General features: G+C 64.9%; 22 protein-coding genes. 8 read left to right on the plus strand and 14 right to left on the minus strand.

Translation table 11 applies throughout. The features are described from left to right. Window positions 1-103 precede the first annotated feature (103 nt). The 4 genes from minC to AC1DYW_RS15260 all read left to right on the plus strand — a co-directional run bounded on the left by minC (window position 104) and on the right by AC1DYW_RS15260 (window position 4,186). Window positions 104-928, plus strand: coding sequence for a septum site-determining protein MinC (gene minC / locus AC1DYW_RS15245; protein ID WP_477226766.1), 825 nt, complete (start codon window positions 104-106; stop codon window positions 926-928). Between the two features lie 60 nt (window positions 929-988). Continuing rightward, window positions 989-1,804, plus strand: a complete 816-nt coding sequence (gene minD / locus AC1DYW_RS15250) for a septum site-determining protein MinD (protein ID WP_477226767.1) — start codon at window positions 989-991, stop codon at window positions 1,802-1,804. Beyond that, on the plus strand, window positions 1,801-2,073 hold the full coding sequence (gene minE / locus AC1DYW_RS15255) for a cell division topological specificity factor MinE (protein WP_024501686.1): 273 nt from the start codon (window positions 1,801-1,803) through the stop codon (window positions 2,071-2,073). Before minD ends, minE begins: the two co-directional genes overlap by 4 nt. A 646-nt stretch (window positions 2,074-2,719) precedes the next feature. Continuing rightward, window positions 2,720-4,186 carry a coiled-coil domain-containing protein gene (locus AC1DYW_RS15260; protein ID WP_477226768.1) on the plus strand — a complete coding sequence of 489 codons (1,467 nt, stop codon included), beginning with the start codon at window positions 2,720-2,722 and terminating at the stop codon, window positions 4,184-4,186. A 2-nt stretch (window positions 4,187-4,188) separates the two neighbouring features. Here the strand turns inward: AC1DYW_RS15260 and AC1DYW_RS15265 are convergent, their stop codons facing one another. From AC1DYW_RS15265 to AC1DYW_RS15310, 10 genes are all read right to left on the minus strand, one after another. Beyond that, entirely contained in the window at window positions 4,189-6,021 is a 1,833-nt protein-coding gene (locus AC1DYW_RS15265) for an ABC transporter ATP-binding protein (RefSeq protein WP_477226769.1), read from the minus strand. A 9-nt stretch (window positions 6,022-6,030) separates the two neighbouring features. After that, complete coding sequence (locus AC1DYW_RS15270) at window positions 6,031-7,065, minus strand: glycosyltransferase family 2 protein (protein WP_477226770.1); 1,035 nt, start codon at window positions 7,063-7,065, stop codon at window positions 6,031-6,033. 5 nt (window positions 7,066-7,070) lie between these two features. Next, the gene (locus tag AC1DYW_RS15275; protein WP_477226771.1) at window positions 7,071-8,177 is read right to left on the minus strand and encodes a glycosyltransferase family 2 protein; all 1,107 of its coding nucleotides are present in this window, start codon (window positions 8,175-8,177) and stop codon (window positions 7,071-7,073) included. Beyond that, window positions 8,174-9,349, minus strand: coding sequence for an acyltransferase family protein (locus AC1DYW_RS15280; protein WP_477226772.1), 1,176 nt, complete (start codon window positions 9,347-9,349; stop codon window positions 8,174-8,176). Before AC1DYW_RS15280 ends, AC1DYW_RS15275 begins: the two co-directional genes overlap by 4 nt. Continuing rightward, window positions 9,349-9,519, minus strand: coding sequence for a hypothetical protein (locus AC1DYW_RS15285; RefSeq protein WP_477226773.1), 171 nt, complete (start codon window positions 9,517-9,519; stop codon window positions 9,349-9,351). Before AC1DYW_RS15285 ends, AC1DYW_RS15280 begins: the two co-directional genes overlap by 1 nt. 569 nt (window positions 9,520-10,088) lie before the next feature. Further along, window positions 10,089-11,168, minus strand: coding sequence for an ABC transporter substrate-binding protein (locus tag AC1DYW_RS15290; protein WP_477226774.1), 1,080 nt, complete (start codon window positions 11,166-11,168; stop codon window positions 10,089-10,091). A gap of 45 nt (window positions 11,169-11,213) precedes the next feature. Next, window positions 11,214-11,861 carry a hydrolase gene (locus AC1DYW_RS15295; protein WP_457151298.1) on the minus strand — a complete coding sequence of 216 codons (648 nt, stop codon included), beginning with the start codon at window positions 11,859-11,861 and terminating at the stop codon, window positions 11,214-11,216. 134 nt (window positions 11,862-11,995) lie between these two features. Next, the gene (locus AC1DYW_RS15300; protein WP_457151299.1) at window positions 11,996-12,373 is read right to left on the minus strand and encodes a nuclear transport factor 2-like protein; all 378 of its coding nucleotides are present in this window, start codon (window positions 12,371-12,373) and stop codon (window positions 11,996-11,998) included. A 179-nt stretch (window positions 12,374-12,552) separates the two neighbouring features. Next, entirely contained in the window at window positions 12,553-13,434 is an 882-nt protein-coding gene (locus tag AC1DYW_RS15305) for a helix-turn-helix domain-containing protein (protein WP_477226775.1), read from the minus strand. Between the two features lie 305 nt (window positions 13,435-13,739). Continuing rightward, entirely contained in the window at window positions 13,740-14,174 is a 435-nt protein-coding gene (locus AC1DYW_RS15310) for an ATP-binding protein (protein WP_477226776.1), read from the minus strand. A 96-nt stretch (window positions 14,175-14,270) separates the two neighbouring features. Between AC1DYW_RS15310 and AC1DYW_RS15315 the strand changes: the two genes are divergently transcribed. The 3 genes from AC1DYW_RS15315 to AC1DYW_RS15325 all read left to right on the plus strand — a co-directional run bounded on the left by AC1DYW_RS15315 (window position 14,271) and on the right by AC1DYW_RS15325 (window position 17,407). Continuing rightward, complete coding sequence (locus AC1DYW_RS15315) at window positions 14,271-15,152, plus strand: EamA family transporter (protein WP_477226777.1); 882 nt, start codon at window positions 14,271-14,273, stop codon at window positions 15,150-15,152. Window positions 15,153-15,260: 108 nt separating this feature from the next. After that, the gene (locus tag AC1DYW_RS15320) at window positions 15,261-16,652 is read left to right on the plus strand and encodes an NfeD family protein (RefSeq protein ID WP_457151302.1); all 1,392 of its coding nucleotides are present in this window, start codon (window positions 15,261-15,263) and stop codon (window positions 16,650-16,652) included. Continuing rightward, a complete protein-coding gene (locus AC1DYW_RS15325) occupies window positions 16,649-17,407 on the plus strand; it encodes a slipin family protein (RefSeq protein ID WP_095091267.1) in 759 nt (252 codons plus the stop codon). Before AC1DYW_RS15320 ends, AC1DYW_RS15325 begins: the two co-directional genes overlap by 4 nt. A 43-nt stretch (window positions 17,408-17,450) precedes the next feature. On the opposite strand, the gene AC1DYW_RS15330 is transcribed toward AC1DYW_RS15325, so the two are convergent. Next, the gene (locus AC1DYW_RS15330) at window positions 17,451-18,380 is read right to left on the minus strand and encodes a LysR family transcriptional regulator (protein ID WP_457151303.1); all 930 of its coding nucleotides are present in this window, start codon (window positions 18,378-18,380) and stop codon (window positions 17,451-17,453) included. Between the two features lie 97 nt (window positions 18,381-18,477). Here AC1DYW_RS15330 and AC1DYW_RS15335 point away from each other — a divergent pair, with 97 nt between their 5' ends. Then, window positions 18,478-19,488 carry a zinc-dependent alcohol dehydrogenase family protein gene (locus AC1DYW_RS15335; protein WP_477226778.1) on the plus strand — a complete coding sequence of 337 codons (1,011 nt, stop codon included), beginning with the start codon at window positions 18,478-18,480 and terminating at the stop codon, window positions 19,486-19,488. A 228-nt stretch (window positions 19,489-19,716) separates the two neighbouring features. Here the strand turns inward: AC1DYW_RS15335 and AC1DYW_RS15340 are convergent, their stop codons facing one another. Genes AC1DYW_RS15340 through AC1DYW_RS15350 form a run of 3 tightly spaced genes read right to left on the minus strand, consistent with a single transcriptional unit; the run spans window position 19,717 to window position 23,467 of the window. After that, on the minus strand, window positions 19,717-22,011 hold the full coding sequence (locus tag AC1DYW_RS15340) for a xanthine dehydrogenase family protein molybdopterin-binding subunit (RefSeq protein ID WP_477226779.1): 2,295 nt from the start codon (window positions 22,009-22,011) through the stop codon (window positions 19,717-19,719). Next, the gene (locus AC1DYW_RS15345) at window positions 22,008-22,991 is read right to left on the minus strand and encodes an FAD binding domain-containing protein (protein WP_457151306.1); all 984 of its coding nucleotides are present in this window, start codon (window positions 22,989-22,991) and stop codon (window positions 22,008-22,010) included. Before AC1DYW_RS15345 ends, AC1DYW_RS15340 begins: the two co-directional genes overlap by 4 nt. After that, window positions 22,988-23,467, minus strand: a complete 480-nt coding sequence (locus AC1DYW_RS15350; protein WP_457151307.1) for a (2Fe-2S)-binding protein — start codon at window positions 23,465-23,467, stop codon at window positions 22,988-22,990. The genes AC1DYW_RS15345 and AC1DYW_RS15350 overlap by 4 nt, the downstream gene beginning before the upstream one ends. Window positions 23,468-23,517: the final 50 nt, after the last annotated feature.

The raw sequence follows: 23,517 nt of genomic DNA on the forward strand, positions 1-23,517 counted from the left end.
CCCTGTCAGGAACACCCATTCCGCCGCCCACCCATTCCCCCCGTTAATCATTCGTTAACCATTCACTCGCTAGCGTTTACCTATCAGTAAGGATTCGCCGCCAGTGACTTTTGCCGCTCCCCTCGAGGCCAAATCCATTCGCTTTCGCGCCCGCTCGTTCGTCGCTTTCACGCTGACGCCGGAGGCGCCTTTGGGGGCCTGGCTGGAGGGGCTGGACCACTGGATCGGCAACTCGCCCGGCTATTTCAGCGGCCGGCCGGTGCTGCTCGATCTGAACACGCTGAAGCCCGGGGCGAGCGATATCGCGGCGCTGGTGGCGGAACTTGGCCTGCGCGGCATCCGCATCTACGCCATCGAGCTCGAAGGGGCTTCGCTCGGCGCCGAATTGCCGCCGGTGCTGGTCGGCGCCAAGGAGGCGACGACCGATGGGCTGCTGCCCGGCCGCAAGGCGAGGGCGGAGGCCGAGGGCAAGGCGCCAGAGGTTCGTGCGGACGCGGAACGTGCAGGTGCTGGACGCGCGGATGTGGGGCGCGCGCAGGCTGACAAGGTTGGCGCAAGCAAAGCAGGCGAGAGCGAGCCGCAGGTTGGGCAGGAGGCTTCGGGCACGCTGATGATCAAGTCGCCGATCCGCTCCGGCCAGGCGATCGTGCATCCGCATGGCGATGTCATCGTGCTCGGCTCGGTCGCTTCCGGGTCGGAGATCATCGCCGCGGGTTCGATCCATGTCTACGGCACGCTGCGCGGGCGCGCTTCGGCGGGCGCGCTCGGCAACAAGGGCGCGCGCATCTTCTGCCGCCGCAACGAGGCCGAGCTTCTGGCGGTCGACGGCTGGTACGTCACCGCCGAGGAGATGGAAGGGGTTTCGCGTGGCAAGCCAATCCAGGCATTTCTCGACGGGGACGGGCTGCGCGTCGCGCCGCTCAGCTGACATTTGTTGCGGCCGGCAGGGCCGCTCGACCAACGACATAACAACAACGGAGGCATTTTCATGGGCAAGGTAGTGGTGGTCACCTCGGGCAAGGGGGGCGTCGGCAAGACGACCTCGACGGCAGCCCTGGGTGCTGCGGTCGCCAAGACCGGCAAGAAGGTGGCGCTTGTCGACTTCGACGTCGGCCTGCGCAACCTCGACCTGATCATGGGCGCCGAGCGGCGCGTGGTGTTCGACCTCGTCAACGTCATCCAGGGCTCGGCCAAGCTTTCGCAGGCGCTGATCCGCGACAAGCGGGTGGAGACGCTGTTCCTGCTGCCGGCCTCGCAGACGCGCGACAAGGATGCGCTGACCGAGGACGGCGTCGGCGAAGTCATCGACAAGCTGCGCTCGGTGTTCGACTATGTGTTCTGCGACAGCCCGGCCGGCATCGAACGCGGCGCGCAGCTCGCCATGCGCTTTGCCGACGAGGCGGTCATCGTCACCAATCCGGAAGTCAGCTCGGTGCGCGATTCCGATCGCATCATCGGCCTGCTCGATGCCCGCACGCTGCGGGCCGAGCATGGGGAGCAGATCGCCAAGCATGTGCTGGTCACGCGCTATGACGCGGCGCGTGCCGCGCGCGGCGAAATGCTCTCCATCGACGATGTGCTGGAGATCCTGTCGACGCCGCTGCTCGGCATCATTCCCGAGAGCCAGGATGTGCTGAGGGCCTCCAACCTCGGTTCGCCGGTGACGCTGTCGGAGCCGCTCAACGCGGCGGCCAAGGCCTATATCGACGCCGCCAGGCGGCTCGAGGGCGAGGACTTGCCCGTCGTCGTGCCGTTCGAACGCAAGGGTTTCCTCGATCGTCTTTTGGGAAGGAGGGCGGCATGAACCTGCTCGACATCTTCAAGCGGCGCTCCAGCGCGCCGGTGGCGCGCGAGCGGCTGCAGGTGCTGCTCGCCTATGAGCGCCGTAACCGCAGCCAGCCCGACCTCGTCTCCATCCTGCGCGAGGAGATCATGGCCGTCATCGCCAAGCATGTGCAGATCGACCAGGACTATCTGCAGGTCTCGATGGACCGCGGCGAGACCATGTCGACGCTGGAGATCGACATCCAGATCCCCAACAAGAGCGCCGTGCCGCTGGCGATGGCGGGCTGATTTTACCCTCCCCCTTGTGGGGAGGGTCGATCCGCAAAGCGGATCGGAGCGGGGAGGCGGCGCCAGGCACCCCACCCGGACCTGCGGTCTCGTCTGCCGGGTCCCCGCTGCTGCGCAGCGTCCCGGCGTTCGCTGCCTTTGATCGTGCCACCGGCACGATGAATTCGCTTCGCGAACCGATGGCTTACCCCCACAAGGGGGAGGTGGGGAGATCGTGAAGCGGTCGGAGAGGGGGCCTGCCACGCCAGCAAGCTTCCTCTGAATTCATTTGGGGGTCGAGCCTGTCCCCCCCTTCCGCAGGGCGAGAAACCTACATTTTGTGGAGGGTCGGCGCCAACCCACCTACGTTTGGTACCTCCACTTTTGGGGTAGCGTGGTCAGTCTCGCCTGCGGCAATCATCTTGCCGTATGGTAAGCCGGAATGAGACAAGTTTTCTCCGAGGCACCTCTGGAGCTCACGCGCGGCGGCGCGGGCTTTGCCACGAAAAATGGTGCGCGGCGGCGACTTCAGGCCACTGGACGCAAGCGAGAAATCCCCTAGTTTCAGCATTCTACAGGCGGGGCTTCCCATACGGAAGCCGCGGATGTAATGATACATTAGCATTTTGTTAAGTACTGGGTTGGGTATGGGTAGGGGAGTTCGGGCATGAACTTCAAGGGCTTGATCAAGCGCGCTGAAGACGTAGATACCGCACTACAGGAACTGCAGATCGATCTGGCGGATGCGCTGGACGCTAGTCTCAACGCCGAGGACGAGGCGCCGCCAAAGAGCGACGAGGTCCCGGATTCCGCGGCGGCTCCCGACGACCCGCCACCCGAGGCCAATGCGGCAAACACGGATGGCGCGGAGAATGCAGACGGTGCGGGCAATCCGGACAGTCCCGAAACCGGGCCGCGGCTGACGTCCCACGCCCAGACCCGATTGGCTGCGTTGAGCGCCTTCGAAGGGCTGTTCCATGACGCCAGGGACTATATGGAGGAGATCACCGGCAAGCTGTCGGAGATCGCGACCTCCCATCACCTGACGCGCGAATACCTCAACATCCTCCATGGCGACATTCTTCGCGCCAACGAGCTGGAGCTGGCCAATGCCGGCCTCCTCGCCGAACAAAGAACGCTGTCGGAAAAGCTGCACGATGCGGGGCGAAAGCTGCGCGAGCGTGAAAGCACCTGCGAAGTGCTGCAACAGCGCGAGACAAGCCTGGTCCAGGACAGGGACGCGCTTCGCGCGACGCTTGCCGCGACAAGGCTGGAACTCGCGGAGGCAGCCAATGCGAGCGCAAAGCGCGACGCGGACTTCGGCGACATCGCCAAGCGGCTGACCGCCAGGACCGTCGAGGCCAACAGGCGCTTGCGCGAAAGCAAGATGCTGCGCGAAAAGCATGTCAGCCTGTCGATGGAACTCGACAAGGCGCTGAAGCGGGAATCCCAGGCGCGCCACAGGCTCGACGAGCTCTCGGCGATCCATGCCAGCGAAGCAGCGCGGTTTGCGGAACTGCTCGCCGCGCTCGCCAAGAGCGAGAAAGAGGAAATGCGGCTCCAGAAGTCGCTCGAGGCCGCGCAGGCGAAGCTTTCGGGAATGACCGAAACGGCCAGCATGGTGGAAGGCGACCGGGAAGCGGAACTGGCGCGCAGCCAGACGCAAATACGCGGGTTGCGTTCCGAGATCGAGGACCTGCAATCGCGGCTGGAGTGGGCCTCGAACGAGAACAGCGATGCCACCGGCGAGATCGCTAGGCTCAAGACTGAATTGAACGACACGCTGGCCGAAAAGAAAATCGCCGATGAAAAATTGTCCGCGCTCATTGAAGAGAACGAAAGCGACAAGGCGAGCCTTTCGAAAGTGAACGCTAATTTTTCACAGCTTGTGCTGCAACAGGCGTCGGAACAGATACAGCTCGATGTCCAGAGGCAGGAATGCGAGGACCTCAGGGACGAAATCGTGTCGCTCAATGCCAGGATCAAGGAATTGCTGCCCTACGAGCGGCTCCACAAGGCCACCAGCGGGAGACCGCGTGAGAGCACCGTGGTTGAGATCACCGGGGTGGTGGCGGAGAAAGCACGTGCAACGGGCAGGCGGCGCGCCCGCAGGAACCTCCGCGCGACGCCGTAGCTCTATTTTGCAGGCTCGCCGCGGCGTCGCTTCGCTCCCGCTCCGCCTGGGGCGGCGAGCGGCTCGTGCTGGTAAAGCTCGTCCATGGTGAGCGATGCCAGGGCGCCGAAAGGCGCCTGCTTTTTCACCCGGCCGCCACTCAGGATCACCACGTCGTCGCAGAACGAGATGGTGCTGTGATGGTGGCTGATGACGATGGTCGTGCGGCGGCCGGCTCTCGACTTCAGGGTCTCGACGATGGCTGCCTCCGATAGCCCATCGATGGCGTTGGTGGCCTCGTCCAGGATCAGGAGATCGGGATCGCGCACCAGGGCCCTGGCCAGTGCGATCCGCTGCCGCTGTCCCGCCGAGAGGTTGATACCCCTGTAGCCGACGAGCGTGTCGTAACCGAGGGGGAGCCGTTCGATGAATTCGTGCGCCTCGGCCAGTCTCGCGGCACGCTCGGCTTCGGCGGCCGTGGCCGCGTCCTGCCCGTAGGTTATGTTTTCAAAAATGGTGCCATCGACTAGCTCCAGCTCCTGGCTGGCCAGTGCGATGTGCTGGCGCCACTGGCTGGCGTCGATCCCGTCGAGCGGTGATCCATCGACGAGAATCCTGCCGGTGTCCGGTTCCACGAAGCGGCACAGAAGGTTGACGATCGTTGTCTTGCCGGCGCCCGAGCGGCCGATCAGTGCCGTCGAGCGGCCGCCGCGGATATCAAAAGTCGCCGAATGCAGCACCACCTCACGCCGGTCCGTGCCGGAATAGGTGAACGTCACGTCATCGAACCTGATGCCCTGGCGCAGGCCGTGGAACGGCCCATCGCCTTGCGGCGGTTGAGGCTTGCCGAACGGATCCAGCATCCATGTCACCTCTTCGAGCGATCCGCTCAGGCCTTGCAACTGGCTCCACGACCCCTGCAGGGCCCGCATATGCGGCTGCAGCCTGTAGAGCAGGATGACAAACGCGATGATCAGGGGGAAATTCACCTGCGCCAGCCAGGCGCCGATCACCACCGCCAGGAACAGCGCGGCGTGCAGAACCTCCGTAAGCGGCGGCAACGCTCCCTGGCGGACAAGCAGGACGAAGGAGGCGCGGCGGACCGCATCGGACGCCGTATCGAATGTCGCCTTCTCCCGGCTCTCCTGTCCGAAGATGCGGATCAGGCGTCCGGCATGCACCAGATGGAGCATCTGCGATGCAAGGTGGCTGTTGCGCGAGGCGACGCTGCGGCTGGGCCCTTTCAGATTGGCCGACAGGACGGCGTGCGCGATCTGGACGATGGCCAGTCCCAGCGTGACCAACAACGTCATGCGCCACGAAAGCAGCAGCAGAAAAGCCAGCAGGATGATGGCGGCCGATGCGCTGACGATGGCCGACAGCATGATCTGGATCGCATCCGATGCCCGCCAGGATTCGTTGGAGATGATGTTGAGCAGCCGTCCCGGACTCTGCCGCAGGAAGAATGGGTAGCCGACCCGCAACAACCGCTCCGACAAGGCGCTGCGGATCGAATGACTTGCCTTGCCATAGATGAAGGTCGTCAGCAGCGTGTTGGCGAAGGCGAAAATGTTCTTCAGGACGATCGAGCCGAGGATGGCGATCGAAATGACGATAAGCCGGTCGCGCTCGCTCTGGCCCGATCCGACATGCTGGAGGACGGCGGAGAAGCCGCCCATTCCCGCTGCGTCCCCGTGTCCCATGATAATGCCCAGCAACGGGATGATCAGGCCGATGCCGAAACCTTCGAGGACAGCGCCGACCAGGCCGAGGACCACCACGGCCGGAAGCAGGCGCAGTTGCTTCTTTCCGAACGTCCGGAACAGCATCGGCAGGCTTGGCGGTAGCAATGGCATTATGGTGGTTCAACTCGCTTCGGCATTTGCCTGTTGATCTTGTCGCACCGGCGCACCCTGCGCCCGTCTCGCCAGCAGGAGAACCGCGAATCTGACGGCGCCGAGCAAATTCATGCCGACGATCGGCCAGTGCGACAGGTCGAGTTCACGATCGAACGCAGGCCCGCCCGCCGATTCCCGGAAAGCGGCTCTAGCGGCCCAGTAGAAATGACGCAGCAGCCAGGGCGCATGGCGAACATGTTTCAGGCAGAGCCCGCCATTTCCCAGGCTGTAGTCGCGGTGGAGCTTTTCGATGGATTTGCGATCCCGCCGGCCGTGATGATGGAAGATCGTCATGTCCGGCACATACTCGACCGCGATGCCGAGCAGCACCGCGCGCACGAGATAGTCGGTATCCTCAGCCGACCGCAACGGTCCGCCGGCGCCGAAGCGTTCGTCGAAATAGCCGATACGGGCCGCGACATCGCGGTGCATCGTCATGTTGCAGCCCAGCACGAAGCCGCCGGGATGCACATCCGGCGTCAGCCGCTCACGTACCCGCGACCGCTTGATCGTGAAAGGCAAATCCCTGGGATCGCCAAGTTCAACACGGCCGCCCCGGATGAGCCATTGTTCCCCGGACGCATAGTGTCGCTCCAGGTCGCGCAGGTAGTCGCAATGGACCGCGCAATCATCATCGACAAAGACCAGCACACGGCCCCGCGCGCGCTTCAACCCGGCGTTACGGGCAGTCGCCAATCCGGGGCGGGGCTCGTGAACCGGCGTGAATGGAATGTCCGACATGGCGGCGATGCTGGCCAGGCGTTCCGCCGTGCGGTCGCTCGAGCCGTTGTCGACGACCACCAGCTCGGCGGCGAAGCCGGCATGGGCGCGGCACGCGGCCTGCACCGACTTGATGCAAGCCTCGAGCACGGCTACGCGGTTGCGCGTACAGATGATGAAGCTGACTTCCGGCGCCGATCGTTCCGGGCGGGGGTTGGCCGGGCCGGCGCCGAGCGCTGTCGAACGATCGCGCTGCAGGGGTTGGTGGGCTTTGACGGTCATCCCCTCTAACTCAACTGATAAGGCGCCAGGACCGTCTCGGCGGGCGCGGATTTAAAGAAGTATTCCAGGGCGTCCGCCTGCCTGCCGGCCGACAACGAGGCAAGGCTGAGCCAGGGCGCCCAGGAGCCCGGCCGCAGCGCATATTTCTCCCGGCGCCGGATAAAGTTCCATTTCGCGGTCCGCGTCAGCAATTCATGCGTCAGCTGGGGCTGCTTTTCGTCGGCGACGAGCTGATAGAGGAAATAGAACAGGTTCAGCGCGCCGGCCTCGAAGCTCCGCCGTGTCTCGGCCGGCAGCGAGCAAAGCTCCTCCTCCAGCGCGACGATGAAGTTGGCCGCACGGGCAACGGTGTCGAAGCTGACCGCATCGCCGATGTCGCGCAGGTCTCGCGTGGTTTCTGCGAGGCCCTCGCGCTCGAGATTCTCCGCCACGATCCGCAAATGCGTTCTGCGCATCTCCTTGCTGTGCCGGCTGGTCACGCTTCCAGCATGGACACGGTAGACGACCAGGTTTTCGGGCATCATGGCTGCCGGGTAGCGGCCGGCCAGTCGCCTGAAAAGATCGAAATCCTCGGCGTGCCTGTAGGTCTTGTCGTAGTGGAGATCGCCGTCTTCGATGACCTTCCTGTTGTAGACGACCGTCGGGTGCATGAAGATGGTGAAGAACATCGCCAATATGGGAATGCGGCCGAACTGGAACACCGGATCGGGCTTGCCTCTGGCGATGCGGCCGCGGATCAACATGTCGACGCCGGCGCCGCAGAAGCCAAGTTCGGGCCGCCGCTCGAACAGCTCCACCTGGCGCGACAGGCGCCAGGGATAGGCGACGTCGTCCGCGTCCATCCGTGCGACCAACTCGCCCTGGGCTTTCTGCAGCCCTTCGTTGAGCGTCGCCACGAGGCCGCGGTTTTCGCGCGAGATGATCGAGATGCGGCTGTCGGCTTGACGGTATCGCTCGAGGATTTCGAGCGAATTGTCGGTCGACCCGTCATCGATGGCGATGACCTCCACGCGGCAGTAGTCCTGCCGCAGGATGCTTCCCAGCGCGGCGGCGAGATAGGGCCCGGCATTGTAGACCGGCAGCAGCACCGAGACGAGCGGCGCGGCGGTCATCGTGTCGCATCCGTTCGCTGGAGGTCGAGCGATGGTGCTGGGCCATCGGGCGATCGGCCGGGCGCCCTCGCGACCCAGCCGGCATGGCCGGCGCGTGCCGGCGCGGCATGGGTGCGCGCCACATAGGGGAAGTGGCGCTTCAGGCGGTTGAGCGGCTTTTCGAAAACCACCCAGGAAATCGAGGCCACGACGATCGTGGCGGCGCTTGCTACCAGCAGCCGCCCTGGCCCTTGCTCCGAGACATTGAGCGGAATCCAGGGCTGCGACTTGACGGCGAGCGACAACAATATCGGATGATAGAGATAGACGCCGTAGCTGATGCGGCCCAAAGCCAGCAACGGCGGCAGCTCGGCAAGCTTGCCGAGGGTGCCGCCAAGGCCGCTCGAACAGGCGGCGACGATGGCCATCAGCGGCACAAGCGGCAGGACTTGCAGCAGCAGCCAGCGCGCCCATTCCAGCATTGGGCTTGGAGGCGCCGGGACAAACCACTCGATCATCAGGAATGCGGCCGCGAAGGCAGGCCAGCCCAGCCGCATCCATTGCGGCAGGGCAGCACCTCTGGACCGCCAGCAGGCAAGCAGCGCACCTGACGCCAGCGCATCCATGGATGCCGGCGGCAGCAGGTCGCGGGCCAGCGCCGGGGTGGCGGTGACCGGCCAGTAGAAGCGATAGGTCAGCGACAGCAGGATGATGCCGACGCAGATCGGCTCGAAGCGCCGGCGTGGGACCAGCAGGACGATCAGTGGCCAGGCGACATAGAACTGCTCCTCGATGCTCAGGCTCCAGAAATGGCACAGCACCCAGGGCGTCCAGTCATTGCGCAGCGCATACCAGAAATTCGACAGATAGAGCGCATGCCAGAGCAGCGATGGCCTGGCCTGTTCCAGGTCGAAAACCCAAACGAAACCCAGGACGGCGAAATAGGGAGGAAATATCCGCAGCGCCCGCCTGATATAGAAGGCTCGCAACGCGGCGCCGGTTTCAAATTCGGCGGCCGAACGGGCTTCCAGCAGCAGGCGCGTGATCAGGAAGCCGCTCAGCACGAAGAACAGCCGCACGCCGATATGGCCCCAGAAGGATGATCCTCCGGCCGCGAAGAAATGGGAGTACAGAACCATCGTCACGGCGATGGCCCTCAATGCATCCAGTTGGATGTCGCGGGTGTTTCCCATCAGCGGCGTCCGCCGGCGTGATGTCCGCGATGAAGCCGCAAGCCGGCCATTTCGAACGGCAAGCCAAGGCGGACGAGACCCGCCACGGGGCCGGCGCCATCAAACCCGCGCTTTGCGAGTCCGCTCAGGCCGGGCTCGAAATCGACGGACAGGTAGCTCAATTCGGTCAAGCCAGGGAATCCTTCACGGCCTATGTCCAGTCGCTAAACGAGTCCCCCAGAGGATGGTTCGGCTACCGCATTGTGCAGCGCAACACAAAAAATCTACCAAGCCGAAATACTTGTGTGAGCAAGCGATAAAGGTTGACAAAGCTGCCCGGATTTCGCCCTTTTGGGTGATTTCCCTCAGCAATTCAACCCTGTCGTTGAGCTGTATGGATCTGCCCGCTCCGGTTGATTGGAAAAAACCCCGGCTTGTAGAATGAGAAAAGCTCAGATCTTTCTTAAATCGTGCGCAAAACTCGAAAATCTATAATTTACTATACGTATTTGGCTCCCGGTTACGCATGGAATGAATTAGAATTATTGGGTTTTGCGCGATGCAGCATGATCGCCGGCTTTTTCGTGGGTTGCCCGCACGGTTCGCTCCTCCCAAAGCAGGCATCCGCCAACGGGAAGCCTCAAGCAAAGCCCTTCACCCGGCAGAGCGGGCTTGCGCATAGGGAAAGATCAGCTCACCGGAGGCGAAGTCTGGTGGCGACACCACGATCTGCCTCGATCCGTTGCGGAACTGGCCAGCCTCATGGCCGGAGATGCCTTGGAACTGAACCTGGAGGACGCGTGGCCGCGCCCATTCGCCGTTCACACCGAAGCTGACGGCGCCCATGACGGTGTCGAAGATCGCTTCGCGCGTGTATGCCGACAGGGCGGCGTCGTCGAAGCCGCCGGTCGCCTCGATTGCCTGGGCAACCACCTGCATCTGCGCAAAGGCGAGCGGGGCCATATAGTGCCCCATGAGGTCGACGCCGGCATCGCCGGCTCGCGCCTGGTAGCTGTTCAGAAACTCCTGAACGCCGGGGAACATCATCCTGGCGACAGGGACCCAATATTCGTAATTGACGAAGCCATTGAGCAGCGGGCCGAGCGCCGTTTTCCGCCGTGTTCTGCGGCCCGATCATGCCGGCGCCAACCATCTTCGGGCGGAACCGGTGCGCATGGATGGCGCGCACGAGATCGATCGAATCCTGGAGGTAGGAACAGAGGAACAAGAGGTCGCAGCCGCTCTTGGCGACGGCATCAAGGACCGGCTTGAAGTCGGTTGTCGTCAGCGGATAAGTGGCCTCAAGAACGATGCTGAAGTCGTATTTGTCGGCGTTTGCCTTGGCGCCTAGAATGGGATTCCTGGAAAATTCGGCGTCGGCGGCCAAGAGCGCTACGGTCGCTGGCCGCGGCTTCTGCTGCGCGGCGAGCGCGAAGAATCCTTCGGTCAGTGCCGCGTTCGGATCCGGCCCGGTCGGGATCATGGCGAAATAGTTGGGATAGGCGAGCGCGTTGTTGACGCCGAGGCCCATCAGACCGACGAAGAATCGCTGCCCTTTGATGATCAGCGGCATTGCCGGCAAAACCGTGTTGGTGCCATAGCCGCCGATGACCAGGTCGACCTTGTCGTCGTCCATCAGCCGCTTGTAGAGGCCAGGCACGAGCGAGGCGTCACCATGGTCATCATGACAGACAAGTTCGACAGGGCGGCCGAGCAATCCGCCCCGTCTGTTGGTGTCTTCCCGCCAGATGTCATGCGCGAGCCGCGCCGACCGGCTGTTGCCCGCGAGCGAGCCGGTCAGCGACAGGCAGTAGCCGATGCGGATGGGCGCGGCGGACATGGCTAGCCTTTCTCGAAGTACGGGCCTCTTGACCTGCGGGCCTGTTCAGGCGCCGGCTTTGGCGCGGGTGGCGAGCAGCTGCATTTCCCAGGCGAAGGCGACGCCACTGGCACCGCCATGTTCGGCTACGACGCCGGCGACACCGGCGGCCGTGTCTTCGCGGGCCCAGTCGCGCTGCCATTCGCCCAGCACCGCCATCCAGGTGATCGGCACTGCGCCTGCGGCGACCATGCGGCGCACGGCCATGTCATGCGCCTCCAGCGAGACGCCGCCTGAAGCATCAGTGACGATGAACACGTCATAGCCTTCGGCCAGCGCCTGGATCGCCGGCATCGCCAGGCAAATCTCGGTGTAGAGCGCGGCGAGCACGAGCTGCTTGCGTCCGCTCTTCTTCACGATGTCGGTGACTTTGGGGTCTTGCCAGGTGTTGATAAAGGTGCGGTCGATCGGTTTCTGCTCCGGAAAGACATCCTGCAGCCCCTTGATGATGTAGCCGCCGCGCTCCTCGAGCACGGTCGTCAGGATCGTCGGTACATTGAAGACCTTGGCCGTCTTGGCCAGGCCAACGACGTTATTGACGACCATCGTCGGTTCGTGGCTGTTGAGATTGGTGAACTGATACGGTTGATGGTCGATCAGCACCAGGATGCTGTCTTCGGGGCGAAGCAGGGCTTCGAGGCCGGTTTTGGGCATGGGAAACTCCTTGGATCTGCGGGCGACTGGTTAAAGCGCGTCGTGTTGAAACGGCTTCAGTCGACGCGCTTTAAGTTTCTGTTTTTTGTGCATGTCGTTGTCCCAAACCGCTGCGCACTTTTGGGCGACATGCATCAGGCGCCGGCGGGATCGAGAAAAACGTAAAGGGAATGGATGAGGTCGCCCTGGAAATGCGCGACATCAGTGCCGGTCACGGCGACGGGACCGTTGGGCGGGCCGGATTGCCAGCGCAGCCGCCCGATGCCGTGGTGACCGACGGCAGGGCCGGTCGCCGTGAAGACGAAGTCTGCCGGCAGGCTCGACAGCAGCGCTTCCACCGCCTGATTGATGGCGATATGGCCCGTTGCCGCCGCATGCGGTTCATATAGCACCGCGTCGTCGGCATAGATTATTGCAATGGCGCTCATCCGGCGGACGGCATCGCGCTCGCCGAACACGCGGGCAAGGTTAGCCTGCATCAGGGCATCATAGTTGATCGGTTCTGCGGTCATCTTCCACCTTCCGGATCAGGAGTTCCGGGGAGGCGGATGTCGCAAAGTGCTCAATCCGATGTCTCGCCTGCCCGGTCGAGGGACTATTGCTCCATCATGGGGCGCAACGCACTGTTCGATCCTGCTATTTCCAGCCTGAATCCGCTGTCGCCTTGCGATCGGCCGCTGTCACGTTGCGATCAGCTTTTGCGGTCGCGCCGCCACGTCGCCGGGGTCGCGCCGATGAGCTTGCGGAACGTGCGTCCAAAATGCACGGCATCGGCAAAGCCGGTGGCCTCGGCCACCTGGTCGAGCGTGGCGCGGCTGTCGATGAGCAGTGCCTGCGCGCGCCGGATGCGGGCGTCGAGTTGCCAGCGATACGGCGCCATGCCGGTCGAGGCCTTGAACGCCCGACTGAAGTGCGATTGCGACAGGCCGGCCAGTGCCGCCAGCCGCACGAGGTCGACACGCTCGGGCAGGTGCGCATCGAGATGGTCGATGACACGCCGAAGCTGCCAGGGCGCCAGGCCCTTGGCGTCGGCGCCGGGCTCCAGCGGATCCACGAACAGTCGCGCCACGATCGCCACGGTCAGCCCATCGCCGTAGAGCTGCGCCGACGGATCGGTGTCGTTCACCACCTCGGCGAGCAGCTTGACCAGGATCCAGATGCGGTCATTGGCAAAACGCAGCCGCGGCGTCGAGACCGCTTTGCGATCGAACCGGGTAGCCAGCCTTTCGTCCATGGCGGCGAAATCGAACATCAGCGTGGCGTCTCGAACGAAGCGGACGTCGGCGCTATAGCCCCACATCTCCATGCCGGCAGGGGCGAAGTCCATGTGCCTGGGCCTGTAGCCGGCGGGGCAAGGCTGGTTCTCGCCCAGCCGTGGTTCACACGGGCTGCCGACCTCTTCCAGCAGGGCAATCAGGCGGGTCTCCGTCTGATGGGGAAACTGGTGAGCCACCCTGCCGGAGCCGCGCCATTCATTGACGTTGAGAGAAACGCCGTTCCAGGCCCGCCGCGCTGTCGACAGGCTGAGCACATTTTCGGGCAGAGGTGCGACGGCTTCGACGCGGGCGAGCACGGATCAAATCCTCCTGATGTCTAGAAGACCAGCCCTATGTAAGCGATGGAGCCTAAACCATAAGCGCCGTTGCGGCGAACACAGCGTCACCTGGTTCCATGGGCCGGCATCGGGCAACCGGCTCTTCCACCACGCCGGCGACCGCGGATCACCCCGCGGATGGCCGTCTGAGGTTCAAGGCAGGCGAAGGTGGCGCTGTCCCGCCGGCATGTCAATCCATACGGCCCCCCGGCTGCCTTGCCAAAATCACACCGCCGTAAACACAACCATCTGTTCCAGCCCGCCACCCTTGCGGTTTTCCGGCGTCACGGTGCTGCCGTAGCGCTCGATGATTCCTTGACGATGGCCAAGCCCGGCCCGGCGCCCGGAATGGATTGCAGGCGGCCGGGATCGACGTGGAAGAAGGGCTTGAACGCCTTGTTCAGGAGTTCCGGCGGAATGCCCAGCCCATGATAGCAAATGGTGAGCACTGCACGGCTGCCGGCCACGGCAAGGTCGATGCGGCATGCCTTGCCATGGGTCGCGGCGTTGACGATCAGGTTGCGCAAGTCGCGGCGCAGGCCGAGTGCGGCTTGCACCGAAACGGCATCCAGATGCCCGATTGATAAGTGCGGCGGCGGCTGGGACGGCACGGTCGACTGTGCCAGGCCGGAGATCGTCGACGTCAAGACCGGCCCGCGGCTGGCATCGAGGCTGGCGACACCAGTGACCGGTTGGCGGTTGCCGGCGCCTTGCCCCATCAAGACGTCGGCGCTGTCTCACGACAGGCCGGCCGGTTCGGCCTATCGCGATGCCGCCAGGCGGGTTTGGTCCGGCGGCATGGAGGATGAGCCAAAGTGACATCGACGCCGGTTGCCCGTCGCGAAGCGGCGCCCTTGCCGGTCGCCGCGCTGATGGGCGCCATGGTGTCGATCCAGATCGGCGCCACCTTCGCCAAGGGCCTGTTTCCGCTGATCGGCGCGCAGGGCACGACGACGCTCAGGCTTGTCGTCGGCGCGCTGATGCTGATCGCCGTGCTGCGGCCGTGGCAGATGCGGCCGTCGCGCGCCACCATGCCATGGCTGATCGCTTATGGCGTGACGCTGTGCGCGCTCAACCTTCTGTTTTACGCCGCGCTCGCCACCATTCCGCTCGGCATAGCGGTGGCGCTGGAGTTCTCCGGCCCGCTGCTGGTGGCGACGTTGACCTCGCGGCGTGCCAGCGACTTTGCCTGGATCGGGCTAGCGGTGGCCGGCATCTTGCTGTTGTCGCCTTTCGTCCATTCGCTGCAACCGCTTGATCCGACCGGGGTGATGCTGGCGCTGGCGGCCGGCGGCTTCTGGGCGCTCTACATCGTGCTCGCCCAGAAGGCGGGTGCTGAACTCGGCTCGCGCACCACAGCCTATGGCATGGCGATCGCAGCCGTGCTGGTGCTGCCCTTCGGTGTGGCACAGGCGGGAACCGCGCTGCTCGAACCGTCAATCCTGACCAGCGCGCTGCTCGTCGGGCTGTTCTCCAGTGCGCTGCCCTTCTGGCTGGAGATGGTGGCGCTGACCAGGATGCCGGCCCGCATCTACGGCACGCTGACCTGCCTCGAGCCCGGGCTGGGCGCGTTGGCCGGCTTCCTGTTCCTGCACGAAAGCCTGACGGCGCCGCAACTGGCCGGCATCGCCGCGGTGATTGCCGCCGCCTTCGGCACCGCGCTGACGTCGCGGCCGCCGGTCCCGTCGCCGGAATAGCTCCCCACAAGGGAGATTGTGCGCTCAGCCGCGTTCGCATTCGCCGACGTCGCTCTCCTCTTGGACTTCGCAAAATACAACCCATATTGAATCCACGGAGCTTTGAGCGTGACCTTCGCGCGGGTGGCCCTTTTTGCCGCGGCCTTCGTCGCCGCAGCTGTCTTTTCTCCCTTCTCTTCGGCCGGGAGCGAGAAGGTTGCGCTGAGCGTCGCAATCGACGGCGCCATCGGGCCGGCAAGCACCAGGCAACTTGAGGAAGCGCTTGATGTAGCCGCCAAGCGGGGCGCCGAAGTACTCATCCTTCAGATCGATACACCCGGCGGGCTCGTCACCTCGATGCGCGAGATGATCGCCGATATCCTCGCTTCACCGGTGCCCGTCATCGGCTATGTCGCGCCGGCCGGTGGCCATGCCGCCAGCGCCGGCACCTATATCCTCTATGCCACCCACGTCGCGGCGATGGCGCCCGGCACCAATCTGGGCGCCGCGACGCCGGTCGAGATGGGCGGGCTGCCGTCGCTTCCGGGCGGCGACAAGGACAATAGCGACCAGAACGACAAAGGCGACCAGAAGGACGCCACCGGGCGGCCGGCAGGCGACGCGATGATGGCCAAGGTGACCAATGATGCCGTCGCCCTTATCCGCTCGCTGGCGGAACTGCGCGGGCGCAATGGCGATTGGGGCGAGAAAGCCGTGCGCGAAGCTGCGAGCCTTTCGGCGAGCGCGGCGCTGCAGGAACATGTCATCGACTTCGTCGCCCACGACACCACCGAGTTGTTGCAACTGGCCGATGGGCGGACCGTCGATGTAGCGGGCAGGAAAGTGGTTCTGGCGACCAAGGGGCTGCGGGTCGAGACGCTGGAACCCGGCTGGTTCATCCAGCTTCTCTCCGTCATCACCGATCCGAACGTCGCCATCATCCTGATGCTGGTCGGCGTCTACGCCATCATCTTTGAGTTCACCAGCCCCGGCGCGGTGGCGCCCGGCGTCATCGGGACCATCTGCCTCGTGCTTGGGCTCTATGCACTCAATCTCCTGCCGATCAATTATGCCGGCCTCGCCCTGATGCTGCTCGGCGTCGCCTTCCTCGTCGTCGAGGCCTTCAACCCCACCGTGGTGCTTGGACTCGGCGGCGTGGCCGCCTTTCTGCTTGGCGCCACCGTGCTGCTCAAGACCCAAGGTCCGGGCTTCGCCGTGTCATGGGCCGTCATCGGTCCCGCTGCCGCGCTGACGCTTGGGCTGGCGCTGCTGACGGGCACCTATGTCTGGGCGGCGCGCAAGAGCCTGCCCCGTGTCGGCGGTGAGGCCATGCGCGGACTGCCGGCCCAGATTCTCGACTGGGAGGGCGGCGAGGGCCATGTACTGGCCCAGGGCGAGCGCTGGCGGGCGAAGGCCGACGAACCCATCGCACCCGGCGACAGCGTCGAGGTCACCGATGTCAGCGGCCTCGTACTGACCGTGCAGCGGCGCGACGCCGGAAGTAATGGAGCGAGAAAATGAGCATCGGTTACGTGGCCTATCTGTTGCTTGCGCTGGTCGTGGTCATGTTCCTGTCCGCGGCCATTCGCATCCTCAGGGAATATCAGCGCGGCGTGGTCTTCACGCTCGGCCGCTTCACCGGGGTCAAGGGTCCCGGTCTCATCATCCTCGTCCCCTTCATCCAGCAGATGGTCAAGGTCGATCTGCGGGTGGTGGTGCAGGATGTGCCGCCGCAGGACGTGATTTCGCGCGATAACGTCTCTGTGAAGGTCAACGCGGTGCTCTATTTCCGCATCGTCGACGCCGAACGGGCGATCATCCAGGTCGAGGACTTCATGGCCGCCACCAATCAATTGGCGCAGACCACGCTGCGCTCGGTGCTCGGCAAGCACGAGCTCGACGAAATGCTGGCCGAGCGCGACAAGCTCAACAGCGATATCCAGGAGATCCTCGACCAGCGCACCGACGCCTGGGGCATCAAGGTCTCCAATGTCGAGATCAAGCATGTCGACCTGAACGAGAGCATGATCCGCGCCATCGCCAAGCAGGCCGAGGCAGAGCGGCTGCGCCGCGCCAAGGTGATCAACGCCGATGGCGAGCAGCAGGCGGCGGCCAAGCTGGTCGAGGCGGGCAAGATGCTGGCCGCCGAGCCGCAAGCCATGCAACTGCGCTATTTCGAGGCCCTGCACGACATCGCCGGCGAGCGCTCGTCCACGGTTGTGTTCCCGCTGCCGGTCGATCTGCTCAGCCAGTTCATGAAGCAGCAGGGGAAGTAGGGAGGAGCGTGTGATCTTCCCCTTTTGTGGGAGACCGGCGGCCTCACCGCAGCCAGGGCGGATCCGGCGCGAAGCGCTTGCCGATCCAGTCGGTGAAGGCGCGGGTCTTGGCGGCTTGTCCCTTGGCTGACGGCGTGACGACATAAACCGCGCCCTCGTCGGCCAGCGTCCAGTCCTCCAGGATCGGCACCAGCCGGCCGTCGGCGAGCTCGCGGCCGACCAGCCAGTCGGTGCTCATCATCAGGCCGACGCCTTGCACGGCGGCCTGGACCAGCACCTCGGCATCGTCGGAGACCAACGGCCCGGAAACCTCGACGCGCACGTGCCGGCCCTCGCGGTCGGTCATTTCCCAGGCCGGAAAGGTCTGGAAGCCGCTGAAGCCGAGACAGGAATGTTCGAGCAGCGCCTGCGGTGTCTCCGGCCTGCCCCTTCGGGCGAGATACGAGGGGGCGGCGCAGAGCAGCCGGCGCCGCGTCGCCACCTTGCGCGCCACCAGGCGCGAATCCTCCAGCGCGCCGAGCCGCACGGCGACGTCGAAATTCTCGGCGACCAGATCGACGAAGCGGTTGGAGAATTCCGCCTCGATGCGGACATCGGGAAATTCGGCAAGGAATTGAGGCAGCAGCGTCCCGATCCACATGCGCCCGAACGTGCCGGGCAGCGCCAGCCTGAGCAGGCCGCGCGGGCGGCCGCCTGCATGTGCCGACGCGGCGGCCTCGGCCTCGTCGACAGCGGCGAGGATGGCGCGCACGCGCACCAGGAATTCGGCACCCGCTTCGGTCAGCGACACGCTGCGCGTCGTGCGATGGAGCAGCCTGACACCCAGCCGCTCCTCCAGTGATTGCAGCCGCCGCGACAGGATGGTCGCGTCACGCCCGACACGCGCCGCCGCCCTGGTGAAAGAGCGCGCTTCGGCGATGGCCGCGAAGGCCGCCATTTCGGCAAGGGCCACTGGTTCTTGGGATTGCTGCATGATTTGCAGTACTCAAATGCAAAAGCCAATGATTATCCAGAGATAACGCAGCAGCTAGGTTCACTCAACCCATCAATCGACGCACCGGAGTGAAACCATGAAAGCCATCGAACTGAGCCAACCCAGGCTGGACGCCTTCCGAGCCGCCACCCTGGCCACCCCCGAACCGCAGCGCGGCGAGGTGCTGATCCGCCAGCGTGCGGCGAGCCTCAATTTCGTCGATGTCGCGGTGGCGAGCGGCAATTATCCCGGACCGAGCTTTCCGCTCATCCCCGTCGCCGACGGCGCCGGCGAGATTGTCGCGCTTGGCGAGGGGGTTTCGAGACTGGCCGTCGGCGATCGCGTCATCGCCCACGCCAAGCCGCGCTGGATCGGTGGCCGGCCGCGCCCTTACGAGATGACTCAGATGCGCGGCATCTCGCTGCCGGGGTCGCTGGCCGAATATGTCGCGCTGCCGGCCAATTCGGTCGTGCCGGTGCCGGCGCATCTCTCCTTCGAGGCGGCCTCGACGCTGCCAATCGCCGGCACCACTGCCTGGAACGCCATCCGCGCCGCCGATGTCGGGCCGGGCTCGGTCGTCGTGCTGCTCGGCACCGGCGGGGTCTCGATCTTCACCTTGCAGCTGGCGAAAGCCGCCGGCGCCACGGTCATCATCACCTCGTCGTCGGACGAGAAGCTGGAGCGGGCGAAAGCACTCGGCGCCGATCATCTCATCAACTACCGCGCGACGCCCGACTGGGACGGCAAGGTGCTGGAGCTGACCGGAGGCCTCGGCGCCGACCTCGTCGTCGAGACCGGCGGCACCGCCACCTTCACCCGCGCCATCAACGCCACCGCGCCCGGTGGCACACTGTTCACCCTCGGCTTCGTCACCGGCGCCGAGGCTACGGTCAATCTGCTGCCGATCATCATCAAGGCGCTGAGGGTGGTCGGCAACAACACCGGATCTGTGTCCGACCTTCACGACGCCGCCCGCGCCATCGGTGCAGCTGGAATCGAGCCGGTCGTCGACAAGGTGTTTTCGCCCAACCAAGCGGCCGAAGCCTACGCCCACATGGCCGCCGGCGGCCTGCACTTCGGCAAACTGGTGTTCGGGTTGGAGTGGTGATCGGCGAAGATGGCGGAGCTGCCACTCTCTCCCCTACAGGGGCGATGCCCGGCCGGGCAGAGGGGGTGGGAAGGATCGCCAAACTTCGCGGTTACCACCTTCAACCGGAAATCACTGGACGGCGCGATTGTGATTGGGTTGAGATGCCGGCGGGACAGTACCCCCCCTCTGGCCTGCCGACCATCTTCCCCGCAAGGGGGGAGATCGCAGCTTCGTCGCCGTCGCCCCCTAAATCAGCTTCTCCAGCGTGATCGGCAGGTCGCGCACGCGTTTTCCAGTGGCGTGGAAGACCGCGTTGGCGATCGCGGGTGCCACGCCGACGATGGCGAGCTCGCCGACACCCTTGCCGCCGAGCACCGAGGAGTGCAGGTCGGGAATGCCGACCGAGATCACTTCGATGTCTGGAATGTCGGCGTTGGTCGGCACCAGATAGTCGGCAAGGTTGTTGTTGACGATGCGGCCATGGCGGCGGTCGACGATGCCTTCCTCGAGCAGCGCCTGGCCGATGCCCATGATGATGCCGCCCTTCCATTGGCTTTCGGCGAGTTTGGGGTTGTAGAGCCGGCCCGAATCCAGCGCCGATACCACGCGCGACACGCGCACCGTGCCGAAATCCTCGTCGACACGCACCTCGATGAAATGCGCGCACCAGCTGTGGCGGGAATAGTCGCCCTCCGTATGCGGCAGCGCCATGGCGATGGTGGTGTAGTTCTTGTAGCGATCCTGCGCCGTCGAATTGGCCGGCATGGTGTCGCCGGTGGCCTCGATGTGGTCGCGGCCGACGCTGCCGAGCAGTTCGGCGATGGAGAGATCAGGGCCGTCGCCGCGCGGCGATGAGATACGGCCGTTGGCGACCACCAGCGTGTTGGCCTGCAGCGCGTGGAATGGCGAGCGCGGATCGCTGATCGCCAGCCCCACCAGCTGATCGAGCGCCGAGGTCGCCGCCTTGTAGACGGCGCCGGTCATCACGCCGGCCAACCGCGATCCGCCGGCGACGCCGGCGCGGGGGAAGCGCGAGTCGCCCAGCTTCACGACGACATTGTCGGCCGGCACGCCGACCGTCTCGGCGGCGGTCTGCGCCAGGATCGTGTAGGTGCCCTGGCCCATGTCGATCGAGGAGCTTTCGACCTCGACCGAGCCATTGGCGAGAATGCGCACGATCGCCTCGCCATAGGCGCGCCGCACCGGATATGTGCCGGCGGCGACACCCCAGCCGATCAGCTGGTTGCCGTCGCGCATCGAGCGCGGCTGTGGTGTCCGCCTTGCCCAGCCAAAGCGTTCTGAGCCCGCAGCAAAAGCCTCGCGCAACTGCCTGGTAGACCAGGCTTTTTTGGCGTGTGGGTCCTGCTCGGCATAGTTTCTCAGGCGGATCTCCAGCGGATCGATGCCGACCTCATAAGCGAGTTCGTCGATGGCGCTCTCGATGCCGAAGGCCGAGGGGTTTTCGCCCGGCGCGCGCATGGCGCCCGGCACCACCGAATTCACCCGCACGACATTCTGCTTCGAGGAGAAATTCGGCGTCGCGTACATGATCGAGGTGACCGATCCGAGCGGCTCGACCCACATGCCGTCCATCGACGTCTCGTTGATGCCACGATGCACGATCGACTGGATTATTCCTCCCGTATCTGCGCCGATCGTCACCGTCTGGCGTGTCGCCGCGCGCCCGCCGTAGCCGGTGAATGTCTGCGGCCGCGTCATCACCAGCCTCACCGGCCGGCCGAGCATCTTGGCGGCACTTGCCGCCACCGCGCCATGGCTGAGCGCCAGCGCCTTGGAGCCGAAGCCGCCACCGATATAGGGCGAGACGAGCCGCACATTCTCGAACGGCACGTCGAACCATTCGGCATAGGTGCGCGCCATGCCGTCCAGCCACTGGCTCGGCTCCCATACGGTGAGCTTGTCGCCTTCCCACTGGGCGATCAGGCCATGAGGCTCCATCGGCGCCTGGTATTCGCGCGGCGTGTTGTAGGCGGCGCAGATGCGGACCGGAGCCGAGGCGAAAGCGGCCTGAGCGTCGCCCCATTCCTTGGTCATGGCGTCGATCGGGATGCCGTCACCGGCCTTGGCGTCGCTGAGGTCGACGATGGATGGGGTCTCGTCATAGCTGACCTTGACCAGTGCCGCGGCCGCAACTGCCTGCTCGAAAGTTTCCGCGACGACTGCCGCGACATGCTGGCCTGAGAAGGTGATGTCGCGCGCCAACGGGCAATAGGGCTTGTCGGGCGGCGGTGTACCGAACCAGTCAGAGGCAGTCCTGAGGCTGATGATGGTGTCCGGCGTCAATACCTTGAGCACGCCGGGCGCTGCCTCGGCCTCGGCGGTATCGATTGAGCGCACCTTGCCTGATGCAATCGTGCTTTCGACCAGCACGGCGTAGGCGAGCCCTTCGAGCTGCTGCTCGACGGCATATTTCGCGGAGCCGGTGATCTTGGCCGGGCCGTCGACGCGCGACAGCCGGCCGCCAACGGCGTCGGCGCCGCCATCGGACGCATCACCATGTCTCATGTTGTGAACGGTCATGCGGTTTCTCCCATTTTCAGGATGGCGCGGGCGACGACGCGCGGCGCCAGTTCGATCTTGTAGTGGTTGGCGCCATTGTCGACGGCGCCTTCGACGGCGAGCAGGCTGGCGGCGCGGACGGCGTCCGGCTCCAGCACCTTGCCTTTCAGCGCCTCTTCCACGGCCCGCGCCCGCCACGGTTTGGTCGCGACGCCGCCCAGCGCCACACGCAAATCCCGGATGGTGCGCCCGTCAGCCTCGAACTCGATGCCGACGGCAGCACTTGCCGCGGCGAATTCATAGGATTGGCGGTCGCGGATCTTCAGATAGGTCGAACGCCGGGCCGCTGCGGAGTCGGGGATATCGATCGCGGTGATCATCTCGCCCCGTTCGATCGCGTGTTCCCTGTCGGGCGTGGCGCCGGGCAACAGAAAGAAATCGTCCACCGAAACCCGACGCTCGCCGAGATGGACGATCGCGTCGAAGGCGACCAGCGCGGTGGCGAGGTCACCTGGATACATGGCGATGCAGGCTTCGCTGGTGCCGAGTACGGCGTGTCCCCGCGTGACTCCGCCGATAGCCGAACAGCCGCTGCCGGGTTCCCGCTTGTTGCAGGCAGGGAAATTCGAGGGATCTCGGAAATAGGGGCAACGCGTGCGCTGCATCAGATTGCCACCGATTGTCGCCATGTTGCGGATCTGCGCCGAAGCCGCCTGCCACAGGGCTTCGGAGACGGCGGGGAAGTGGCGCTTAATGTCGGCATGGTCGGCGACATGACCCATTTTGGCCAGTGCACCGATGGTGGCGCCGCTTGCGCTCACTTCGATCTTGTCCAGCCCTTTGAGATGGGTGATGTCGACCAGGCTGTCGGGCTCGGCGACACCGCATTTGGCGAGATCGATGAGCGTGGTGCCGCCGGCGAGCAGCATGGCGCCGGGCAGGGCGGCTGCCTGGCGTGCCGCCTCGAGCGAGCCGGCACGCAGATAGGAAAAATCTCTCATGACTGGACCTCCACGGCTGCCTGGCGGACAGCGGCGACAATGTGTGGATAGGCGCCGCAGCGGCAGAGATTGCCGGCCATGTATTCGCGGATTTCTTCATCCGAGCCGGCATGGCCCTCGCGGATGCAGGCGACCGCCGACATGATCTGGCCGGGCGTGCAATAGCCGCACTGGAAGGCATCCTGCTCGAGGAAGGCAGCCTGCACGGGATGCAGTTCACCCTCCCGTGCAAGCCCCTCGATGGTGGTGACGGTGCGGCCCTCGGCCTGCGCGGCCAGCGTCAGGCAGGCCAGCACGCGCTCGCCGTCGACATGAACGGTGCAGGCGCCGCACTGGCCGTGGTCGCAGCCCTTCTTGGTGCCGGTCAGGCCGAGCCGGTCGCGCAAGGCGTCGAGCAGCGTGACGCGCGGCTCGAGCTGCAGGGTATGGCGATGGCCGTTGATATCGAGATGGACGGGAATTGTCGTTTTGGTCATGGGCGTCTGGCTCCAGTTGCTTGACGCGGAGTCGATTGAGCTGATGTTGG

This window comes from Mesorhizobium sp. P2_D5, from assembly GCF_056404355.1.

Excerpts from the sequence above, each read along its gene's own strand:
- AC1DYW_RS15290 (WP_477226774.1), bottom strand. The coding sequence starts at position 11,168 with ATGTCCGCCGCGCCCATCCGCATCGGCTACTGCCTGTCGCTGACCGGC.
- minD (WP_477226767.1), top strand. The coding sequence starts at position 989 with ATGGGCAAGGTAGTGGTGGTCACCTCGGGCAAGGGGGGCGTCGGCAAG.
- AC1DYW_RS15340 (WP_477226779.1), bottom strand. The coding sequence starts at position 22,011 with ATGACCGTTCACAACATGAGACATGGTGATGCGTCCGATGGCGGCGCC.
- AC1DYW_RS15330 (WP_457151303.1), bottom strand. The coding sequence starts at position 18,380 with ATGCAGCAATCCCAAGAACCAGTGGCCCTTGCCGAAATGGCGGCCTTC.
- AC1DYW_RS15310 (WP_477226776.1), bottom strand. The coding sequence starts at position 14,174 with ATGGGGCAAGGCGCCGGCAACCGCCAACCGGTCACTGGTGTCGCCAGC.
- AC1DYW_RS15350 (WP_457151307.1), bottom strand. The coding sequence starts at position 23,467 with ATGACCAAAACGACAATTCCCGTCCATCTCGATATCAACGGCCATCGC.
- AC1DYW_RS15325 (WP_095091267.1), top strand. The coding sequence starts at position 16,649 with ATGAGCATCGGTTACGTGGCCTATCTGTTGCTTGCGCTGGTCGTGGTC.
- AC1DYW_RS15295 (WP_457151298.1), bottom strand. The coding sequence starts at position 11,861 with ATGCCCAAAACCGGCCTCGAAGCCCTGCTTCGCCCCGAAGACAGCATC.
- AC1DYW_RS15265 (WP_477226769.1), bottom strand. The coding sequence starts at position 6,021 with ATGCCATTGCTACCGCCAAGCCTGCCGATGCTGTTCCGGACGTTCGGA.
- AC1DYW_RS15335 (WP_477226778.1), top strand. The coding sequence starts at position 18,478 with ATGAAAGCCATCGAACTGAGCCAACCCAGGCTGGACGCCTTCCGAGCC.
- AC1DYW_RS15345 (WP_457151306.1), bottom strand. The coding sequence starts at position 22,991 with ATGAGAGATTTTTCCTATCTGCGTGCCGGCTCGCTCGAGGCGGCACGC.
- AC1DYW_RS15270 (WP_477226770.1), bottom strand. The coding sequence starts at position 7,065 with ATGACCGTCAAAGCCCACCAACCCCTGCAGCGCGATCGTTCGACAGCG.
- AC1DYW_RS15260 (WP_477226768.1), top strand. The coding sequence starts at position 2,720 with ATGAACTTCAAGGGCTTGATCAAGCGCGCTGAAGACGTAGATACCGCA.
- AC1DYW_RS15280 (WP_477226772.1), bottom strand. The coding sequence starts at position 9,349 with ATGGGAAACACCCGCGACATCCAACTGGATGCATTGAGGGCCATCGCC.
- AC1DYW_RS15275 (WP_477226771.1), bottom strand. The coding sequence starts at position 8,177 with ATGACCGCCGCGCCGCTCGTCTCGGTGCTGCTGCCGGTCTACAATGCC.
- AC1DYW_RS15300 (WP_457151299.1), bottom strand. The coding sequence starts at position 12,373 with ATGACCGCAGAACCGATCAACTATGATGCCCTGATGCAGGCTAACCTT.
- minE (WP_024501686.1), top strand. The coding sequence starts at position 1,801 with ATGAACCTGCTCGACATCTTCAAGCGGCGCTCCAGCGCGCCGGTGGCG.